The organism is Xanthomonas euroxanthea (genome assembly GCF_900476395.1).
In the GTDB taxonomy this organism is placed as follows: domain Bacteria; phylum Pseudomonadota; class Gammaproteobacteria; order Xanthomonadales; family Xanthomonadaceae; genus Xanthomonas; species Xanthomonas euroxanthea.
Window position 1 is genome coordinate 1454658 of record NZ_UIHB01000001.1, and the last position, 18877, is coordinate 1473534.

Genomic DNA, 18877 nt, shown 5'->3' on the forward strand with positions numbered 1-18877 from the left:
CGGCCATATACGCCACACATCGTGCCGGGCGCAATCGATGGCCGCGGCTGCATCTTTGTCGTCCTGCGCAGCGCTGCGACAACATGTCGCACAGTTTTGCGCGCATTAATTGCGACAGATCATTGCCGATGGGTTTCGTGCAGGTGCAGCAAAGTCTAAAATCAGGGAGCTAACTCGTGTCTTCGGTCTGCGTGGCCCCTTCCTTCAGGAAGCGTGCCGTCAGGACAAGTCCCACCTGGATACGACGAACGAGGCTGGCGTTCCTTCGCACTTGGATCGACCGATGATTCCGTTGAAACATCTCGGGCGTGTACTTCGTCCAGGCCTGATGCTGCCGTTCCTGCTGTTGGCAGGCTGCAGTTCGGCCATTCTCAATCCGAAAGGCCAGATCGGCCACGACGAAAAGCAGCTGCTGATCACCTCGGTCGTGCTGATGCTGATCGTGGTCATCCCGGTGATCGTGATGACGATTGCGTTCGCGTGGAAATACCGCGCGTCCAACACGAAGGCACGCTACGAGCCGGACTGGTCTCACTCCACCGCGATCGAGGTGGTGGTGTGGTCGATCCCGTGCGTGATCATCCTGGTGCTGGCGGTGCTGACCTGGCGCTCCTCGCACGCGCTGGACCCGTACCGGCCGTTGGATTCGGACGTCAAGCCGATCACCATCGAAGCGGTGTCGCTGGACTGGAAGTGGATGTTCATCTACCCGGACCAGAACATCGCCACGGTCAACGAAATCGCCTTCCCGGTGCATACGCCGCTGAACTTCAAGATCACCTCCGACACGGTGATGAATTCGTTCTTCATCCCGCACCTGGGTACGATGATCTACGCGATGGCCGGCATGGAAACCAAGCTGCACCTGGTGGCCAACGAGCCGGGCGAATACTTCGGCCTGTCGACCAACTACAGCGGTCACGGTTTCTCGAAGATGAGCTTCAAGGCGCATGCCGTCGATCAGGCCGGCTTCGATGCATGGGTGGCCAAGGTCAAGGCATCGCCGACCGCGTTGAACGCCGCCGAGTACCAGGTGCTGGCAGCCAATCGCAACGACAAGGAACAGTATCCGGTCACCTACTACTCGTCGGTGCAGGACGGCATGTTCCGCTCGCTCGTCGACAAATACATGAATGGTCCGGGCCATAACAAAGGCCATGGCGACCATCAGGCAGCGGCTGCAGAGCCGGTTGCCATGTGCACTTCTGGAGACAAGTGATGCTAGGCAAACTTACGATCGAGGCGGTTCCGTACCACGAGCCGATCATCATGGTCGCACTCGGTGGTGCAGGCCTGCTCGGCCTGCTCATCGCGGGCGCCATCACCAAGTACAAGCTGTGGGGCTACCTGTGGAACGAGTGGTTCACCTCGGTGGACCACAAGCGCATCGGCGTGATGTACATCATCGTGGCGCTGGTCATGTTGCTGCGCGGCTTCGCCGATGCGGCGATGATGCGCACCCAGCAGGCGCTGGCAGGTAACGGCGGCGAAGGCGTGCTGCCGCCGCATCACTACGACCAGATCTTCACCGCGCACGGCGTGATCATGATCTTCTTCATGGCCATGCCGTTCATGACCGGCCTGTTGAACCTGATCGTGCCGCTGCAGATCGGTGCGCGCGACGTGGCGTTCCCGTTCCTGAACTCGCTGAGCTTCTGGCTGTTCGTGGCCGGTGCGGCGCTGATCAACATCTCGCTGGGTGTCGGCGAATTCGCCCAGACCGGCTGGCTGGCTTATCCGCCGTTGTCGGGGCTGGAATACAGTCCGGGGGTCGGCGTCGACTACTACATCTGGGCGCTGCAGGTCTCAGGCCTGGGCACCTTGCTGACCGGCATCAACTTCTTCGTGACGATCATGCGGATGCGCGCGCCGGGCATGACCCTGATGCGCATGCCGATCTTCACCTGGACCGCGCTGATCACCAACATCCTGATCATCGCCGCATTCCCGATCCTGACCGTGGCGCTGGCGCTGCTGGGTGCCGACCGTTACCTGGGCACGCACTTCTTCACCAATGACGGTGGCGGCAACGCCATGATGTACGTCAACCTGATCTGGATCTGGGGTCACCCGGAAGTCTATATCCTGATCCTGCCGGCGTTCGGCATCTTCTCCGAGCTGATCGCGACCTACAGCCGTAAGCGCCTGTTCGGCTACACCTCGATGGTCTACGCCACCTCGTGCATCGGCGTGCTGTCGTTCGTGGTGTGGTTGCACCACTTCTTCACCATGGGCTCGGGTGCCAACGTCAATGCCTTCTTCGGCATCACGACGATGATCATCTCGATCCCGACCGGCGTGAAGATCTTCAACTGGCTGTTCACCATGTTCCGCGGTCGTGTGCACATGACCTCGCCGGTGCTGTGGACGATCGGCTTCATCATCACCTTCACCATCGGCGGCATGACGGGCGTGATGCTGGCGATCCCGGCAGTGGACTTCGTGCTGCACAACAGCCTGTTCCTGATCGCGCACTTCCATAACGTGATCATCGGCGGCGTGGTGTTCGGCTATCTGGCCGGCCTGACCTACTGGTTCCCGAAGGCGTTCGGCTTCAAGCTCAACGAGAAGATCGGCAAGGCCTCGTTCTGGTGCTGGATCATCGGCTTCTTCGTGGCCTTCATGCCGCTGTACGTGCTCGGCTTCATGGGCATGACCCGTCGCATGAACACCTACAACCACCCCGAGTGGGCGCCGTGGCTGTACGTCGCTGCGGCCGGTGCTGCGATCATCGGCCTGGGTATCTTCCTGAACCTGGTGCAGATCGGTTACAGCGTGTGGAAGCGCAAGGAGCACATGGACCACACGGGCGATCCGTGGGATGGCCGGACGCTGGAGTGGGCCACCTCCTCGCCGCCGCCGTTCTACAACTTCGCCGTGCTGCCGCACATCGACGACCGCGATCAGTTCTGGGCCGACAAGCAGAACGGCAAGGGCTGGGTGCGTCCGTCCAAGTACGAGGCCATCCACATGCCGCGCAACACCGGTGCAGGCGTGTATATCGGCGCCTTCAGCGTGCTGATGGGCTTCGGTCTGATCTGGCACATCTGGTGGCTGGCCATCGTCGGCCTGGTCGGCATGATCGGCAGCTTCATCGCCCGTACCTTCGATGACGACATCGATTACTGGGTGCCGGCCGACGAAGTGGAGCGTATCGAAAACGCGCGCTTTGCCCTGCTCGAACAGCAACATGCGGCGCAGGCCGCGAAGGTGGTATGACCATGTCTTCCTCGACCACGCTAGACCACGCCGCCCACGCGGGCGGCCACGACGACCACGAACATCACGATGCCGGTGGCAACACCGTCTTCGGGTTCTGGGTCTACCTGATGAGCGACTGCCTGCTGTTCGCCGGTCTGTTCGCCACCTATGCGGTGCTCTCCGGCGCCACGGTGGACGGACCGACGGCCAAGGAGCTGTTCGACCTGAAGTTCGTGCTGGTGGAAACCTTCCTGCTGTTGTTCAGCAGCCTGAGCTTCGGCGTTGCGATGATTTCCGCGCACAAGCGCAACATGACCGGGCTGTACGCCTGGCTGGGCGTCACCGCGCTGCTGGGCATCGGCTTTCTGTGCATGGAAGTCTGGGAGTTCAACCATCTGATCCACGAAGGGGCGGGTCCGGGACGCAGCGCGTTCCTGTCGGCCTTCTTCACCCTGGTGGGGACGCACGGCCTGCACGTGGCCTCCGGCCTGTTGTGGATGGCAGTGCTGGTGATCCAGATCTCCAAGAACGGCCTGACCCCGCGCAACAGCACGCGTCTGGCCTGCCTGAGCCTGTTCTGGCATTTCCTGGACATCATCTGGATCGGTGTGTTCACCGTCGTCTACCTGCTGGGAGCGCTGTAATGGCCAATCACCACGCGCATGAAACCGCTGCCGACGCACATGCCGGCGGCCTGAAGTCCTACCTGATCGGCTTTGTGATGGCCGTGATCCTCACCGTCATCCCGTTTGCGATGGTGATGAGCGGAGTGTTCTCCAAGGGTGTCACCGTCATCGTGATCTCGCTGATGGCCGCGGTGCAGATGCTGGTGCACATGGTGTACTTCCTGCACATGGACCGCTCGCCCGAGCAGCGTTCCAACGTGCAGGTGGGCCTGTTCTCGCTGCTGATCATCGGCATCGTGATCGTGGGTTCGCTGTGGGTGCTGCACAACATGAACGTCAACATGATGCATTGAGACGGCACGGCGCCCGATCCCGGCACGTCGGATCGACGCATACCGGACAGAACGAAGCCGCCAGGTCACTGGCGGCTTTTTTTTTGCGTGCGAATCGGCGCGCAGCATGACCTATGGCATACGGGGGAAGCGCAGGCAGGCGCTTAGCATCGTGGGCTTGCCTGTTCCAGGTCCCTGCGGAGTTGCGATGAAGATCCCCACCTTGTTGTCCGTGTCGCTGCTGGCGGCACTGTCGTTGCCTGCGGCCGCACAAACCGCTGCGCCGCAGGACGTGCCGTTCGACGGCACCTTGAAGATCGACGTCGATGCCACCGATCTGGCCCACCGCATCTTCAAGGTCAAAACCACCATGCCGGCCAAGCCCGGCCCGATGACGCTGCTGTATCCGCAGTGGATTCCCGGCAATCACTCGCCGACCGGGCCGATCGACAAGCTGGCCGGTCTGGTGATCAAGGTCGATGGCAAGGTGGTGCCGTGGAAGCGCGACCAGTTCGATGTGTACGCCTTCACCGTGGACGTGCCCCAGGGCGCCACCGAGCTGGTGGCCGAGTTCAAGTTCCTCTCGCCGCAGGCCCCCAACCAGGGCCGGGTGATGATGACCCCGGAGATGCTCAACCTGCAGTGGAACACCACCGCGCTGTATCCGGCCGGCGTGTTCGCACGCAACATCAAGGCCCAGGCCAGCGTCACCTTGCCAGCCGGCTGGAGCTATGCCACGGCACTGGAGACCGACCGCCGCGTCGGCGACACGGTGACCTTCAAGCCGATCGATTTCGACGACCTGGTCGATTCGCCGATGTTCGCCGGCAAGTACTACAAGCGCGTGGAGCTGAGCGCCGGCAAGCAGCCGGTCTACCTCAACGTGTTCGCCGACGAAGCCAAGTCGCTGGAGGGCAAGCCCGAGCAGATCAAGGCGCATGCAGCGCTGGTGCAGCAGATGGACAAGCTCTACGGCGCGCGCCATTTCGATCATTACGAATTCCTGCTGGCGCTGACCAAGAAACTGGGTGGCATCGGCCTGGAGCATCACCGCTCCAGCGAAAACAGCGGCGTGCCGACCTACTTCACCGAGTGGGACAAGAGCTGGACCGGGCGCGACCTGCTCGCGCACGAGTTCAACCACTCCTGGAACGGCAAGTACCGTCGCGGTGCCGACCTGGCCACGCCAAACTTCAATGTGCCGATGGGCGACAGCCTGCTGTGGCTGTACGAGGGCCAGACCCAGTTCTGGGGCGAAGTGATGGCCGCGCGTTCGGGCCTTTGGACGCAGGACCAGGCGCGCGAGATGCTGGCCGGCGTGGCGGCGAGCTACGAGCGCGGGCGCCCCGGCATGGCCTGGCGCACCGTGCAGGACACCACCAACGACCCGACCATGTCGATGCGCCGGCCTAAGGCCTACCGCAGCTATCAGATGAGCGAGGACTACTATTCCGGCGGCCAGATGATGTGGCTGGAAGTGGACAGCAAGTTGCGCGCGTTGACCAACAACAAGCGCTCCATCGACGATTTCGGCAAGGCGTTCTTCGGCATGAACAACGGCGACTGGGACGTCAACCCGTACACCTTCGACGACATCGTCGCCACGCTCAACGGCATTGCCGCCTACGACTGGGCCAGCCTGTTGCGCAGCCGCATGGACGGGCATGGCTCGTTGAACGGGGGCATCGAGGCCAATGGCTGGAAGCTGGTCTACAACGACGAGCCCAATCTGGCCACCAAGGCCGACGAGAGCGACGACAAGGACGCCAACCTGGCCTATTCGCTTGGCGTGTCCTTGAAAGCCTCTGGCGACATCGGTGATGTGCTCTGGGACGGCCCGGCCTTCAATGCCGGCCTGATCGCCGGCAACACCATCGTGGCGGTCAACGGCCGCGCCTTCAGCAGCGAGGTGATCAAGGACGCGATCAAGGCGGCCAAGGGCACCACCGCGCCGATCGAACTGCTGGTCAAGCGCCTGGACCGCTACGACACCGTGCGCATCGATTACCACGGCGGCCTGCTGTATCCGCATCTGGAACGTATCCCCGGCAAGCCGGACCGCCTGAGCGAGTTGTACAAGCCGCGCTGAGCGGCGGTTGCCTGCGAGCAGCCGTTCGAGCGGGCAATGGCAGGATCTGGTGTCTGCATGACCAGCTGCGATTGATCATGCAGCGGCAGGCGCCGGTTTTCGTCGGTACCGATGCCGGTGCGACCGATCGAAAGACAGCGCGCCAGCCGACCGGTCCGCTCATCAATGCGGCCAGGTGAAAACGCCGCCGCAGGAATGGGTGCTTGCATCCCTTCCTGCGGCGGCGTCAGCTGTCCGATTCCCGATTCCCGATTCCCGATTCCCGAGCCAACGTCGCGCATCCTGAGACCGACGCCGACTATCCTGTCGCTCCAGAAGCGATGGGTTAACTGACGATGGCGAAGGCGAAAACGGCCTATGTCTGCGGCGAGTGCGGCGCCGAGTACAACAAGTGGCAGGGGCAGTGCACCGAGTGCGGGGTCTGGAACACGCTCAGCGAGATCGTGCTCGAAAGCGCCACGCCCGGCGGCAAGGCCTCGCCTGCGGCCTCGCGGCGTAGCGGCTGGGCCGGCAAGGCCGAGGCGCCCAAGATCACCGCGCTCAAGGATGTGCAGCAGTCCGAGCAGGCGCGTGTGTCCACCGGGATCGGCGAGTTCGACCGGGTGCTGGGCGGCGGGCTGGTCGAGGGCGCGGTGGTGCTGATCGGTGGCGACCCCGGCATCGGCAAGTCGACATTGTTGCTGCAGGCGCTGGCGAGCATGGCCAGCACGCTGCCGGTGCTGTACGTGACCGGTGAGGAATCGCTGGCGCAGGTGGCCGGGCGCGCGGTGCGGCTGGATCTGCCGCTGGAAGGCTTGAATGCGCTGGCCGAAACCGGCATCGAAAACATCCTGCAGCATGCCAGCGTGGCGCGGCCGAAGCTGATCGTGGCCGACTCGGTCCAGACGCTGTGGACCGAGTCGCTGACCGCGGCGCCGGGCTCGGTCAGCCAGGTGCGAGAGAGCGCGGCGCGGCTGGTGCGCTACGCCAAGGAGACCGGCACCGCCGTGTTCCTGGTCGGCCATGTGACCAAGGAGGGCGGCATCGCCGGCCCGCGCGTGCTGGAACACATGGTCGATGCGGTGCTGTACTTCGAAGGCGAGAGCGGTAGCCGGTTTCGCCTGTTGCGCGCGTTCAAGAACCGCTTCGGGGCGGTCAACGAGCTGGGCGTGTTCGCGATGGGCGAGAAGGGCCTCAAGGAGGTCTCCAACCCGTCGGCGATCTTCCTGTCCGGCGGCAGCACCCAGCAGCCGGGCAGTTGCGTGATGGTCACCCGCGAAGGCACCCGGCCGCTGATGGTGGAGGTGCAGGCACTGGTGGACGCCTCGCCGCTGTCCAATCCGCGGCGCGTGGCGGTGGGGCTGGAGCAGAACCGGTTGGCGATGCTGCTGGCGGTGCTGCATCGCCACGGCGGCATCGTGGTGGGCGACCAGGACGTGTTCGTCAATGTGGTCGGCGGCATCCGCGTGCAGGAAACCGCTGCCGATCTGCCGGTGCTGCTGGCAGTGCTGTCCTCGCTGCGCGACCGGCCGCTGTCGGAGAAGACGATTGCCTTTGGCGAAGTGGGGCTGTCAGGCGAGATCCGGCCGGTGCCCAATGGCGAGGACCGTCTGAAAGAAGCCGCCACCCACGGCTTCAAGCGCGCGATCGTGCCCAAGGCCAACGCGCCCAAGGTTGCCAGCATCAAGGGCATGGAGATCGTCGCCGTGGAGCGGCTGAGCCAGGCGCTGGAAGCGGCGGCCGAGTGATTCCGGCCCGGTATGGGGCAGGCGTCTGCACAGGGCATCGCGCTGCACGGGGTGAGCTGATCGCGCGCCCGGGTGCAGGGCTGCACACATCGCGCCGCGCGATGGCGGAATTGCAGCAGTGACGTTGTCGGGTTGGCCGTCGCCAACTGCGGCGACCGTTGGTCGGCCAGCAGTCGCGAGATGCCGCCAGCCGGTAAGAAACCGTTTTCAGCAGAGGGCGGCTATGGCAACATGCGCGGCCCGTTGCACGGTGCACCGGATCACAGACAGCGCCCACTGCGCGTCACCAGGAGAACACGATGGAATGGATGTTGTTGCCACTCAAGCGCTACGCCGACTTCAATGGCCGCTCACGCCGCAAGGAATATTGGATGTTCATGCTGCTGCAGGCGATCGTCCTGCTGGTATTGGGCGGCTTGTTCGGCATCGCGGCGGCAGTGATGGGCGGCGAGAACGGTCCCGGCGCACTGGCATGGCTGGTGCTTGCCATCATGGGGATCTTCGTACTGGCACTGATCGTGCCGAGCATTGCGGTGACCGTGCGTCGCCTGCATGACCAGGGCAAGTCCGGCTGGTTCTATCTGATCAGCCTGGTGCCCTATGTCGGTGGCTTCATCGTGCTGGTCTTCATGTGCCTGGAAGGCACGCCCGGCCCGAACGAGTACGGCGAGAATCCCAAGCAGTAACCGGGTGCGATGCCTGATCGAACAATGGCGCGGGGAGTCCTCCGCGCCATTGTCGTTTCTGGAGAGCCGGCTGGCGGAGGTTGCCAAAGGGCACGCACCTGTTCGAGCGCGGCACTGGGTGCGATAGGGGCATTTTGAGCCGACCGCAAAAACGTATCCGTCCTGCCAGGGCGTGGGAAGTAGTCGAGCGGCAATAGGCCAAGGGCCTGCTCGTGTGTTCACTACATGATTGAACTACCAGGTGGACAGGTTTTCCGCCCGGCGTGGCAGCAGGCGAAAAGCAGTCCAGCCAATGCCCGACCAGATCAATGCATCACAGCGGACGGCTCACTGCACTGCAGGCGCCGATGGCATGCAGCAAGCGCGGCTCGCCGCCGTTCGCCGCGCTGCCGCTGTTGCGAGCCCGCGTTGGTCAACAGGCCGCGGCGTGATGGGCGGTGCTGGGGCTGACGGCCTTGCTGGGCGCGTGCTTGTCGGGCGTAGCAAGTTCCAGCTTGTACCCATGCGAATACACGGTTCTGATGCGCACCACGCCGCTGTGGTTGCATAGCTGCAGCTTCTTGCGCAGCTTGTAGATGTGCTGCTCCATCGTGCGGTCGGTGAACTCGGTGTGGCTACCCCACACCGCCTTGGCCAACTGGCAGCGGCGGAAACATACGCCGGGGCTGGAAAACAACAGCCAGGCGATCGAGAACTCGCGTGCGGTCAGCACGATCGGCTTGCCGTGCAGGTACACGGTATTTTCGTCGCGAATCAGGTGGTAGGGACCAACACTCAGCTGCTGGCTCTCGGAGCACGCCTCGGCCACCGGCGAAAGCGCCAATGCCGCGCGTACATGCAGTTCGTGGGAATTGAACGGCAGGGCGAGCACATCGTGTGCGCCGGCGCGGTACCAGGCCAGAATGTCGTGCGCACAGTCGAAACGCCCCAGCACGATCAGTGGCGTGGGATGACCGCTGTGGCAGCGTTGCCAGGCCAGCAGCGAGCTGTCGTCCGACGCGACGCAGGTCGCGTCGAAAACCAGCAGCTCGCAGGGGGAATGCCGCAGCGAGCGCAGGAGTTCGAGTTCGTCGGAAAACACCGCAAAACTCGGGGCCAGCGGTGCAAGGCTCGCATTGACCTGCGATGCCAGACGCGCGTCCTGCGTCAACAGGAAAGCCGATCCTTGCTTGCCGGTAGGGTTGCCGTGCATCAGCCGGCCTTCCCATGTCTGCCCACGTACCAGTCATGTGCTGGATGCCTGTTGTGGACAGCAGGCGCCAATACAAAACCCACATGTATAGATAAGTGCATCGCCATCGCCTTCGGCTGCCAGGGGATCCGGCCTGAGGCCGGACGAATGGTATGTACCATTGCGGAGCCAGAAAGTTTCACTGCTGCGTACTTTTCTTCGGCTTCGGGCGGGCCGGCTTTAACGTACGCTCATTTAGGCGCAACGCAGCTCTTACATCCAGGGCATGCGTCGACGGCGACTAACAAAATTCCGACATCGCGCGGTACGCGGGCCGATGGTTCCGGCGGAAAACAATACGCACGATCGCCAGGTCGTTGAATGCAATGTCAGGTCTATACCACGGTATTGCGATTTGCACGTGCGCGAAGCGCGCATGGAATATGTGGGCCATCGGTTGATGCCATGGAATGCGGCAGCATTGGTTTGAAGTGCATCTTTCATTTACTGAAATACCTTGCACGCGGCCATCGCCGCGACATGCCAGGACAATGGTCCCGCTGCGCACGGGCTCAGGTGCTCGAATGGCCGACGATTGCTTTTTTGGCTGGCGTCCTGTCTTCAATACGGCTTCGCATGGCGCGGAATGTCCTATGCACGCATGCGGTGACGGTATGCAAAAAGTGCCCTTTATCTGCACGCCGCTTAACTGGTTCGCCGACAGACAGAGTGAGGATTTTTGATTTTCTTAGTGCCTTGGAGTGAGAAATTCCATTGGATCCGCTGCATACAATCGTTTGCGCCAGCCAGACCGGCGCATTGTTGTTTTTGCTCGTCCCCCTATGAGAGAGCCCGGCATGATCCTTTCAACCTACTTCGCGGCAATCTCTGCGTTGTCGTACGCAGACCGTCTTCCTATCTATACAAGCAGGATGCTGGTTGGTGCCTGGCCGCAAGGTCTGCAACATCTTCAACAACGCCGCGACGGCCCGGCCGCCCCGGATGGTGCAGAGGATGAAGTCAGCCTGCTCGGTGCCAGCGGCGATGCATTGTTGATCCTCGAATACCAGGAGGAGGCCGAAGATGCCTACCGCCACGCCTTGAAGGCGATGCGCGGGCATCAGCGCCAACTGCGGCTGCTGTCCTGCCGCAACACCGCCTGGTTGATGCTGAGCCAGCGCCGCCTGAGCGCTGCATTGAATTGCTTCGCACAGCTGGCGATGGACCGCGAAACGCCGCCCTGCCTGGGCGGGGAGAGTCTGCTGGGCAAGGCGCTGACCCACTTCCATCTGGGCCAGAGCACGCTGGCGCTGCAGACGCTGGAGCGTGCCAACGAAGCGCTGGGGGAACTGGACAGCGGCGCAACCGAGTGGCAGCGCATCGCCAACGCGCTGCGTCTGGACATGATCGCGCAGCTGCGCATCCGGCGTGCCGACCGGATGAGCGACCACGTGTTCTGGCAGGCCACGCTGCGCCAGGAGGATGCGGCGCATGCTTTCGAGCCCAACGAGTTGCGCGCCTGCATCGCCGACCTGGCCGAGAGCATGCCGGTGCTCGCCCAGCGCATGCGCCACGTGCGCAACCTGCTGCGCATTGCCGGTGGCGACACCTTCGGTTTCGATGCGCAGATCGATGCGCTGCCGGCCGCCGCCACCGGGTGCCCGCCATGCGCCCGGCAGGATGCGCAGGTGGAACTGGCGCTTGCCGCATTGGCGGTGGGGCGCGCGGATCTGGCAGAGCGCGCCCTGGCCGGTGCCGGACGGCACCACGCGCCGCGCTGGAATCTGGAGTTCGAGTATTGCCAGGCCAAGATCAGCCAGGCGCTGGGCAAGACCGAGCAGGCGCTGTTGCTGTACAACCGGTACGCGTTGGGCGCGGTGCAGTGCCTGCGCAGCGAGGTGCAGGCGCCGCGGCTGCTGGAAAGCGGCACGCCGGCACATGTCAGCGACGACATCTCCGCGCGGCTGCCGGCCAAGTATCGGCGCGCCTACGCCTACATGATCACCAATGCGCACCGTTCGGACCTGTCCATCAACGAGGTGGCCGCGCAGATCGGCGTGACCGGGCGCGCCTTGCAGCAGGCGTTCAAGTCCGCCACCGGGCTGTCGCCGACCCAGGTGCTGCGGCGTTACCGGATGCAGAGCATCCGCGACGAACTGCTGGCCGAAGGCGGCTGCGGCAGCGTGCTGCAGGCGGCGAGCCGCTGGGGCGTGGGCAGCCGGTCGGCCTTGGCCAAGGGCTATCGCCAGCATTTCAATGAGGCGCCGATGGAAACCCTGCAGCGGTAAGCCGTTGCGCGCCACGGCCATGCGTCGACGCAGGCCGTGGCGCGTCGTTTCTGCAAGGGGGGCGCTGCCGCGCCGGCCGCGCGCCGGCCACGCGCGAGACGCCGTCATAGTGTGACGTGCGTGCGTGTGGGGCGGCTTGCGGCTATCCTGTGCGGCTCGCACTGCCACCCAGGAAGGCGCGTCCGAGGATGGGCGTGGCCGCCAAGGAAACGACGAACGATCATGCAAGATCACACCTCCGAGGCGACGGACGCCTCCCAGATCCGCCGCGCAGGCGTCGATCTCAACGGATTGATGTCCGTTCTCAGCAAGCATCTGTATTCCACGCCGGTGGTCGCGCTGCGCGAGCTGGTGCAGAACGCGCACGACTCGATCCTGCGGCGCCGTCTGGAACAACCCGACTGGCAAGGCCAATCGCGCATCGAAGTGCATGCCGATGCTGCCCAGGGCATCGTGCGCATCGTCGATACCGGCGCCGGGCTGACCCAGCAGGAAATCCACGATTACCTGGCCACCGTCGGCGTGGGGTATACGCGTGGCCTGCGTCAGGGCGGGCATGAGGACAGCGGCCTGATCGGCATGTTCGGGCTGGGCTTTTTGTCGGCCTTCGTGCTGGCGCGCCGCGTCACCGTTCGCACCACCTCCTACCAGAGCCCGACGCTGGGGCATTGCTATATCTCCAGCAATGCCGAGCAATACACGGTGAGTCCGATCCCGGCACGTACCCAGGTCGGAACGGAAGTGGTGCTGGAGCTGCACGAGGACTATCTGCCGTTGGCCCAGGAAGCACGGCTGCGCGAGATCCTGTCGCGTTATTGCGCGCTGTTGCGCGAGCCGATCTGGATCGGCGGCGATACCCAGGCGATCAATCCCGAGCCGCCGCCGTGGCGCATGCACGATGCGGCGCCGTTGCATCCGGTGCAGGCCTGGCGGCGTCAGCGCGAGTTTGCCGCGCGTTTCGAGCGCAACTTCGAGCCCTTGTGCTGCATGCCGGTGCGTGCGGAGGAGGGCAGCGATGCGGTCGGCCTGCTGTGGGTGCAGGACGGAGCCACCTACGGCACCAGCGACAACCGCAACCTGTCGGTGTTCCTGCGCGGCATGCTGCTGGACGACAACGCGCGCGAACTGCTGCCACCGTGGGCGGGCTTTATCGGGGGCGTGATCGAGTCCAATCGCTTGACGCCCACCGCCAGCCGCGAAGATCTGCAACGCGATGCCACCTACACGGCCGTGCAGCACGCGCTGTCCGAAGCGCTGGTGCAAGGCCTGGCCGATGTGGCGCGTCAGCAGCCGGAAGCCTGGCGGCGCATCCTGCTGCGGCACAACGAGGCATTGCTGGGCGCGGCGCTGTGCGACGAGCGTTTGTTCGCGCTGCTGATGGAACACGTGCGGGTGCCGACCTCGCAGGGCGACCTGCCCGCGCAGCAGTTGCCGGCGCGTGGCGCGGTACATGTGATCCTGGACAGCGACAGCGGGTTCGAGGAAATGCTGTTCCGCGCGATGGGCGTGCCGGTGGCCTACGGAAACCGCTATGCGGTGGTGCCGTTCCTGCGCCGCTGGGCGCAGGCCAAGGGCGTGCGCCTGGTCGAGCTGGGCACTGAGCAGGGCAACCGGCAGTTGTTCCAGCTGGATACGTTGCCGGCCGACGAACTGGCCTGGCTGGAACAGCACCTGGGCGATGGCGAGGCGCTGGTGCCGGCACGCTTCAGCCCCGAGGCATTGCCGTTGGTGGTGGTGCCCGACCGCGAGGCCGAACTCAAGCGCCGGCTGGAGCAGGACGAGAACGACAAGCGCGTGTCCACCGCCGCGTTGCGGCTGGCCCGGCAGTTCACAGCGGGGATCCAGGCGCGGCAGACCCAGCGGCTGTATCTGAATCTCGACAACCCGGCCTTGCAGGCGCTGCTGGCGGCGCAGCGCGCCGGCAATCCGCAGGCGGCGGTGGCGGCGCGGTTGCTGCGCTCACTCAAGGTGATCGTGTCGACGCAGGGGCGCAGCCAGCCGCAGCCGGGTGCCAACGCATCGGGCGGATCGGATTTGAACCGGGCCTTTGGCGATCTTGCCGAGGCCGTGACCCAACTGCTGGCGCGCTGAGCGCCGCATCGAAGGAGCAACACGATGGAAATCTGGAACTGGGTGGAGAAGCTGCAGGACGATCTGGGCGAAGCCGGGCAGCCGCAGAATGCGCAGCTGCTGACACGCCTGACCGACCATATCTGCGATCTGCAGATCGAACGCGCCGAAGCGTTGTTGCCCGAGGCGCGTGCGCTGGGCAAGACGCTGGCCAATCCGTGGCTGGAGGTGTTCGTCGGGCATTGGGAAATGCGCAACCGCGTCGGCAATCTCTGCGAAGGCGAGCGTGCGCTCAGCGATGCGGTGGCGTTGTTCGAACGCGCGCATCGCGCCGATGCGGTGGAGTGCCCGCAGTCGGTGTGCGTGACCCAGGATCTGGCCGCCTGCTACGCCAATATCGACGGGCCGGGCTGGGTGGAAGAGCGCATCGAGGTGTGCGAGGAAACGCTGGGCCGCATCGATCCGAGCTGGTCGTGCTACCAGTGCCTGAGCTGCGAAAAAGCCGATGCCCTGCTCGACGATGGACGCGGCGAGGCGGCACTGACTTATCTGGAACAGCAGTCGCAGACCATCGTTGCGCATGGCGGGCAGATCTACGACGGCGTGCCGGACATGCGCATCTCGATTCTGCTCTCGCTGGGTCGCGCGCAAGAGGCGCTGGCGCTGATCGAACAGCGCGAACGCGAAGCCGCGCGCGAAGGGGCCGAATGGGCCAACTGCAGTCAGCCGCGGCGCTTGCAGAAAGCCCGTGCCTTGGCAATGTTGAATCGCGACGACGAAGCACTGGAAGCCTTTCTGCCGTGGCGCGAGGTTGCGCCGCGCTACCGCCTGCACTGGTTGCGTGCGGTGGTGGTGCTGGTATCGCGCCAGCCCGAGCGCAACACCTGGGATCTGGGCAGCCGCCTGCAGGTGATGCTCGATCATTACGCGCAGGTGGGTGCGCATCGCATCCTGATCGAAGCGGCCGAGATGGCGATCGCGCTGGCGTTGCAGCGTGGTGCGGTGTGGACCGCGCGCCGGCACCTGGCGCTTGCGCGTGCGCATGTGCCCAAGTTGCGCCAGGACCGTGGCGCAACCCAGCTGCTGGACGGCCTGGCTGCGCGCATCGAGGCCGCACCGGCGGGCGAGCCGGCACCGGTGCCCGCTGAGCAGTTGCTGCAGTGGCTGGATGCGCAAGCCGAAGACGTGGCACGGAATCCCGAGCGCGAGGCGCAGTGGTTGCTGCAGGCAGTGGCCGAGCGTCCCGACGACGCCGAGTTGGTGGACACCACGGCGTCGGCACTGAGCGCGTGTGCGGCCGACGACGAGGCGATCGCGCTGCTGTGGGCATTCGTGCAGCGGCATGCCGACCGCGAGACCAGCCCGACCTTCCGGCTGATGAACCTGTTGCTGGGCCGCGGCGATGAAGCCGGCCTGCGGCGGCTGGCGCAGCTGTATCGCCCGCTGGTGCCGGTGGCGGCGCTGTGGTGCGAGGCGCAGCTGGCCCAGCGGCTGGCCGATTGGCCGGCGCTGGAGCAGGCCTGCACCGCGTTGCTGGAATTGTCGCCCGGCTCGCACGGCGCGCGCGGGTTGCTGGGGCGCATGTATCTCAACACCGGCCGCTTCGCCGAAGCCACCGAGGTGTATCGCCAGCTGACCGAGTTGATGGAGGAGCCGCGCTCCGCACATTGGGATCACATGACCGCGGCCAGTGCGGCGCAGCAGTGGGAGGCAGTGCGCGCCTCGGCGCTGGCGCTTGGCATGGAGCTGAGCGGCACCAGTGGCGTGGTCGAAGAAACCTGGGGGTGGGTGATCGTGCGTTGCGTAGACGACGGCGAGGTAGCCGAGTACTACGCACGGCGCACCGGCCCGGTCACCGCGCGTATCGTCGAAAATGCACCGGCACATCGGCGCCAGCATGTCGGCGACTGGGTGGTGTTCGACGCGGAGTTGCTGTATCCGCCACCGGACGACGAGGCCGAGCGCGAGCGGTTCGTGCCGACCTATGCGCAGGTGCATGTGCTGGAGCCAGGCGGTTACGGCAGCAGCTGGCTGGTGGATGGCGTGCATCCTGGCGAGGAGGCGATCGAGGCCTTGCGGCAGGACGTCGAAGCGCGCGGCTGGAAGCTGTGGTTGCACAGCCGCGACGACTATCGCGTGGTCGATCCGGCACACGCGGACGCGTTCGACCCGGAAGATGCAAGCACGGGTCTGCCGGGCGTGCTGTTCACCGTGGCGCTGCCGGAAGCGGCGGCGCCGCTGGAACTGCATCGCGTCCTGCTGGCCACAACCGCGCAGTGGGCGCACCCGATGTGCTGGCTGCGCCTGGCCGAGGCCTGCGATCAGGACCCGCGCCCGCATCTGGACGCAGTGGAGCGTTACGGGCTGTAGGGCGGCGATCAGGCTCGTCGCGCAGCGGCTGCTGGTGTGGTCGCCGCTGCCGCCGGGATTGGGGATTGGGCATTCGGGATTGGCGTGCCAACTGCTGGTATGTCGTCAGGAATGGTGACGCTCTCGAGGACGTGCAGCGCAGCGAGCCCTTGGCTTTTGTTTCCGCAACCGACAACAACTGGTGGTGCTTGCGCGCGTACCGGTGTGGGACCTTGAGCGGCATGGATGCCGCGCCAGAGCCTACATGGACGTACTTGCGGCGTGTCCCACGCCGGTACGCGGGCAAGCGCCCGCAGCAGACCCAAGCTTCTACGGAGCACCGGCAGACCTCATGCGCAGGGTTGGTCGGTATGCGGAGTTGGTCGGCGGCGCGGCGCCGCATCCGGTGTCGGGACACGCCGCAAGTACGTCCGTGTAGGCTCGGTGGCGGCATCCATGCCGCCACACGGTCCCGCCCCCGGACGCGGCACCACGCTCCCAATAGCGCTACCGCTGATTGGCAAGCAATGCGCTCAGCACGTGTAGATGCCTGCGGACTCCGTCGCCAACGCAATTGGCGAGTCATCTATCTACTGTCACGTCGCCAGGAGGGGCACTCCAGAGACGTGTAGTCCAGCAATCCGTTCGCGTTTCCTTCCGCAACCGACAACAAATGGTGGTGCTTGCGCGCGTGCCGGTGTGGGACCTTGAGCGGCATGGATGCCGCGCCAGAGCCTACATGGACGTACTTGCGGCGTGTCCCACGCCGGTACGCGTGCAAGCGCCCGCCGCAGACCGAAGCATTCGCATGAAGCGGACGGATTTAGTGCGCAAAATTGATCGGTGTGCGGAGTCGGTCGGCGGCGCGGCGCCGCATCCGGTGTCGGGACACGCCGCAAGTACGTCCATGTAGGCTCGGTGGCGGCATCCATGCCGCCACACGGTCTCGCCCCCCGGACGCGGCACCATGCTCCCGGTATCGCTAGTGCCGATCGGCAAGCGATGGCTTCAGTACGCACTGCAGGCTGACCCCGCAGTGGCGTGACTTGGCGCGTGCATGCGGCGCCGGGCGTGGGCAGACCGGCCTGCCGGCACATCGAGCGCATCCGCCGCCATGGGAGGGGCGTTGCGATCGGTCCGGGCCGGCGTCAGGCGGTCTTCCCACAAGTTGGACCACCTTCGCGCAGCGGTCGGTGACCGCATCACGGCCGGTCCGGCGGCAGTCTGTAGCCGGGCGCCTCGCGCCCGAGAGCAGGGTGGCGGGCCGGCGGCAAGCGCATCTGTCCAGGCGTGGTCGCGCTCACGTTCGCCGCGTGCGCGGCAATGTCAAACTCCGTACGAATCTTCCTCTGACCGCTACAGGTTCGTCGCTGGTTGCCGAAACTGAATTGCTTTACTCTGCAGCGCTTCGGCGTGGGGGCGCCGCGCCAGTCAGGGGGGCGCAATCGCCCCGCATGCCCAGCCTTCTCTCTTCTAACTCTTGGCGGGTGATCTCATGGTGGCATTGCAGCAGCGCTCGATCGATGCGATTCGTGGCCAGGAAGCTGCGTTGTTGGCGGCATGGCTGGGCTCCAGCCTGGGCAGCGATGGACGCATTTCCCGACAGGACGTCGAAACCCAGAGCGCGGATTTCCTGCACCTGCTGGTCGCCTCCCTGAAGGACGGTGGCAGCAGCCTGGACAGCGCCGACTGGAGCGAGGTGCGTCGCTTCCTGGAAAACCTGTCGCGCGATCGCGCCACCCGTGGCTTTGATTCGCAGGAAACCGCCAATTTCATCTTCTCGCTGAAACGGGTGCTGTTCGCGCTTGTGCAGCGCGAATACGCCGACACGCCGGAGGATCTGGGCCAGCAGCTGTGGGCGCTGTCCGAGCTGCTGGACCGTCTGGGCCTGTACACCGTCAAGGCGTTCCAGAAGACCCGCGAAGACATCATCGTGCGCCAGCAGGAAGAAATGCTGGAGCTGTCCACACCGGTGGTCAAGCTGTGGGACGGTGTACTGGCACTGCCGATGATCGGCACGCTGGATTCGCAGCGCACCCAGGTGGTGATGGAGTCGCTGCTGCAGCGCATCGTCGATACCGGCTCGGAAATCGCCATCATCGACATCACCGGGGTGCCCACCGTGGACACCCTGGTCGCGCAGCACCTGCTCAAGACCGTCACCGCGATCCGCCTGATGGGTGCCGATGCCATCATCAGCGGCGTGCGCCCGCAGATCGCGCAGACCATCGTGCATCTGGGGCTGGACCTGCAGGGCATCGTCACCAAGGCCAACCTGTCCGATGCGCTGGCGCTGGCGCTCAAGCGCATCGGCGTGACCGTGAACAAGGCAGGCTGA

At 64.9% G+C, this 18877-nt stretch carries 12 protein-coding genes; 11 read left to right on the top strand and 1 reads right to left on the bottom strand.

All coding sequences use genetic code 11. From position 1 onward, the window contains the following. The first annotated feature begins 283 nt into the window (after positions 1 to 283). The 7 genes from cyoA to CPBF1521_RS06485 all read left to right on the top strand — a co-directional run bounded on the left by cyoA (position 284) and on the right by CPBF1521_RS06485 (position 8661). On the top strand, positions 284 to 1219 hold the full coding sequence (gene cyoA, locus CPBF1521_RS06455; protein WP_104650267.1) for a ubiquinol oxidase subunit II: 936 nt from the start codon (positions 284 to 286) through the stop codon (positions 1217 to 1219). Then, entirely contained in the window at positions 1219 to 3219 is a 2001-nt protein-coding gene (gene cyoB / locus CPBF1521_RS06460) for a cytochrome o ubiquinol oxidase subunit I (protein WP_104582446.1), read from the top strand. The genes cyoA and cyoB overlap by 1 nt, the downstream gene beginning before the upstream one ends. Continuing rightward, positions 3216 to 3845 carry a cytochrome o ubiquinol oxidase subunit III gene (cyoC, locus tag CPBF1521_RS06465; protein ID WP_180496907.1) on the top strand — a complete coding sequence of 210 codons (630 nt, stop codon included), beginning with the start codon at positions 3216 to 3218 and terminating at the stop codon, positions 3843 to 3845. The genes cyoB and cyoC overlap by 4 nt, the downstream gene beginning before the upstream one ends. After that, positions 3845 to 4180, top strand: coding sequence for a cytochrome o ubiquinol oxidase subunit IV (cyoD, locus tag CPBF1521_RS06470; protein ID WP_115676373.1), 336 nt, complete (start codon positions 3845 to 3847; stop codon positions 4178 to 4180). Before cyoC ends, cyoD begins: the two co-directional genes overlap by 1 nt. Before the next feature lie 187 nt (positions 4181 to 4367). Further along, complete coding sequence (locus CPBF1521_RS06475) at positions 4368 to 6248, top strand: M61 family metallopeptidase (RefSeq protein WP_181901111.1); 1881 nt, start codon at positions 4368 to 4370, stop codon at positions 6246 to 6248. A 335-nt stretch (positions 6249 to 6583) separates the two neighbouring features. Next, positions 6584 to 7975: a DNA repair protein RadA gene (gene radA / locus CPBF1521_RS06480; RefSeq protein WP_104650266.1), complete on the top strand. Its 1392-nt coding sequence runs from the start codon at positions 6584 to 6586 to the stop codon at positions 7973 to 7975. A 299-nt stretch (positions 7976 to 8274) separates the two neighbouring features. Next, positions 8275 to 8661, top strand: coding sequence for a DUF805 domain-containing protein (locus CPBF1521_RS06485; RefSeq protein WP_104582448.1), 387 nt, complete (start codon positions 8275 to 8277; stop codon positions 8659 to 8661). Between the two features lie 412 nt (positions 8662 to 9073). On the opposite strand, the gene CPBF1521_RS06490 is transcribed toward CPBF1521_RS06485, so the two are convergent. Beyond that, positions 9074 to 9853, bottom strand: a complete 780-nt coding sequence (locus CPBF1521_RS06490; protein WP_104582449.1) for a winged helix-turn-helix domain-containing protein — start codon at positions 9851 to 9853, stop codon at positions 9074 to 9076. A gap of 911 nt (positions 9854 to 10764) precedes the next feature. Between CPBF1521_RS06490 and CPBF1521_RS06495 the strand changes: the two genes are divergently transcribed. From CPBF1521_RS06495 to CPBF1521_RS06515, 4 genes are all read left to right on the top strand, one after another. Beyond that, positions 10765 to 12120, top strand: coding sequence for a helix-turn-helix transcriptional regulator (locus CPBF1521_RS06495; protein WP_181901142.1), 1356 nt, complete (start codon positions 10765 to 10767; stop codon positions 12118 to 12120). Positions 12121 to 12342: 222 nt separating this feature from the next. Further along, a complete protein-coding gene (locus CPBF1521_RS06500) occupies positions 12343 to 14211 on the top strand; it encodes an ATP-binding protein (protein ID WP_181901112.1) in 1869 nt (622 codons plus the stop codon). Positions 14212 to 14235: 24 nt separating this feature from the next. Further along, positions 14236 to 16560 (top strand): tetratricopeptide repeat protein, encoded by a 2325-nt coding sequence (locus CPBF1521_RS06505; RefSeq protein ID WP_115676376.1) that lies wholly within the window; start codon positions 14236 to 14238, stop codon positions 16558 to 16560. A 1474-nt stretch (positions 16561 to 18034) separates the two neighbouring features. Continuing rightward, positions 18035 to 18877, top strand: coding sequence for an STAS domain-containing protein (locus CPBF1521_RS06515; RefSeq protein WP_104582453.1), 843 nt, complete (start codon positions 18035 to 18037; stop codon positions 18875 to 18877).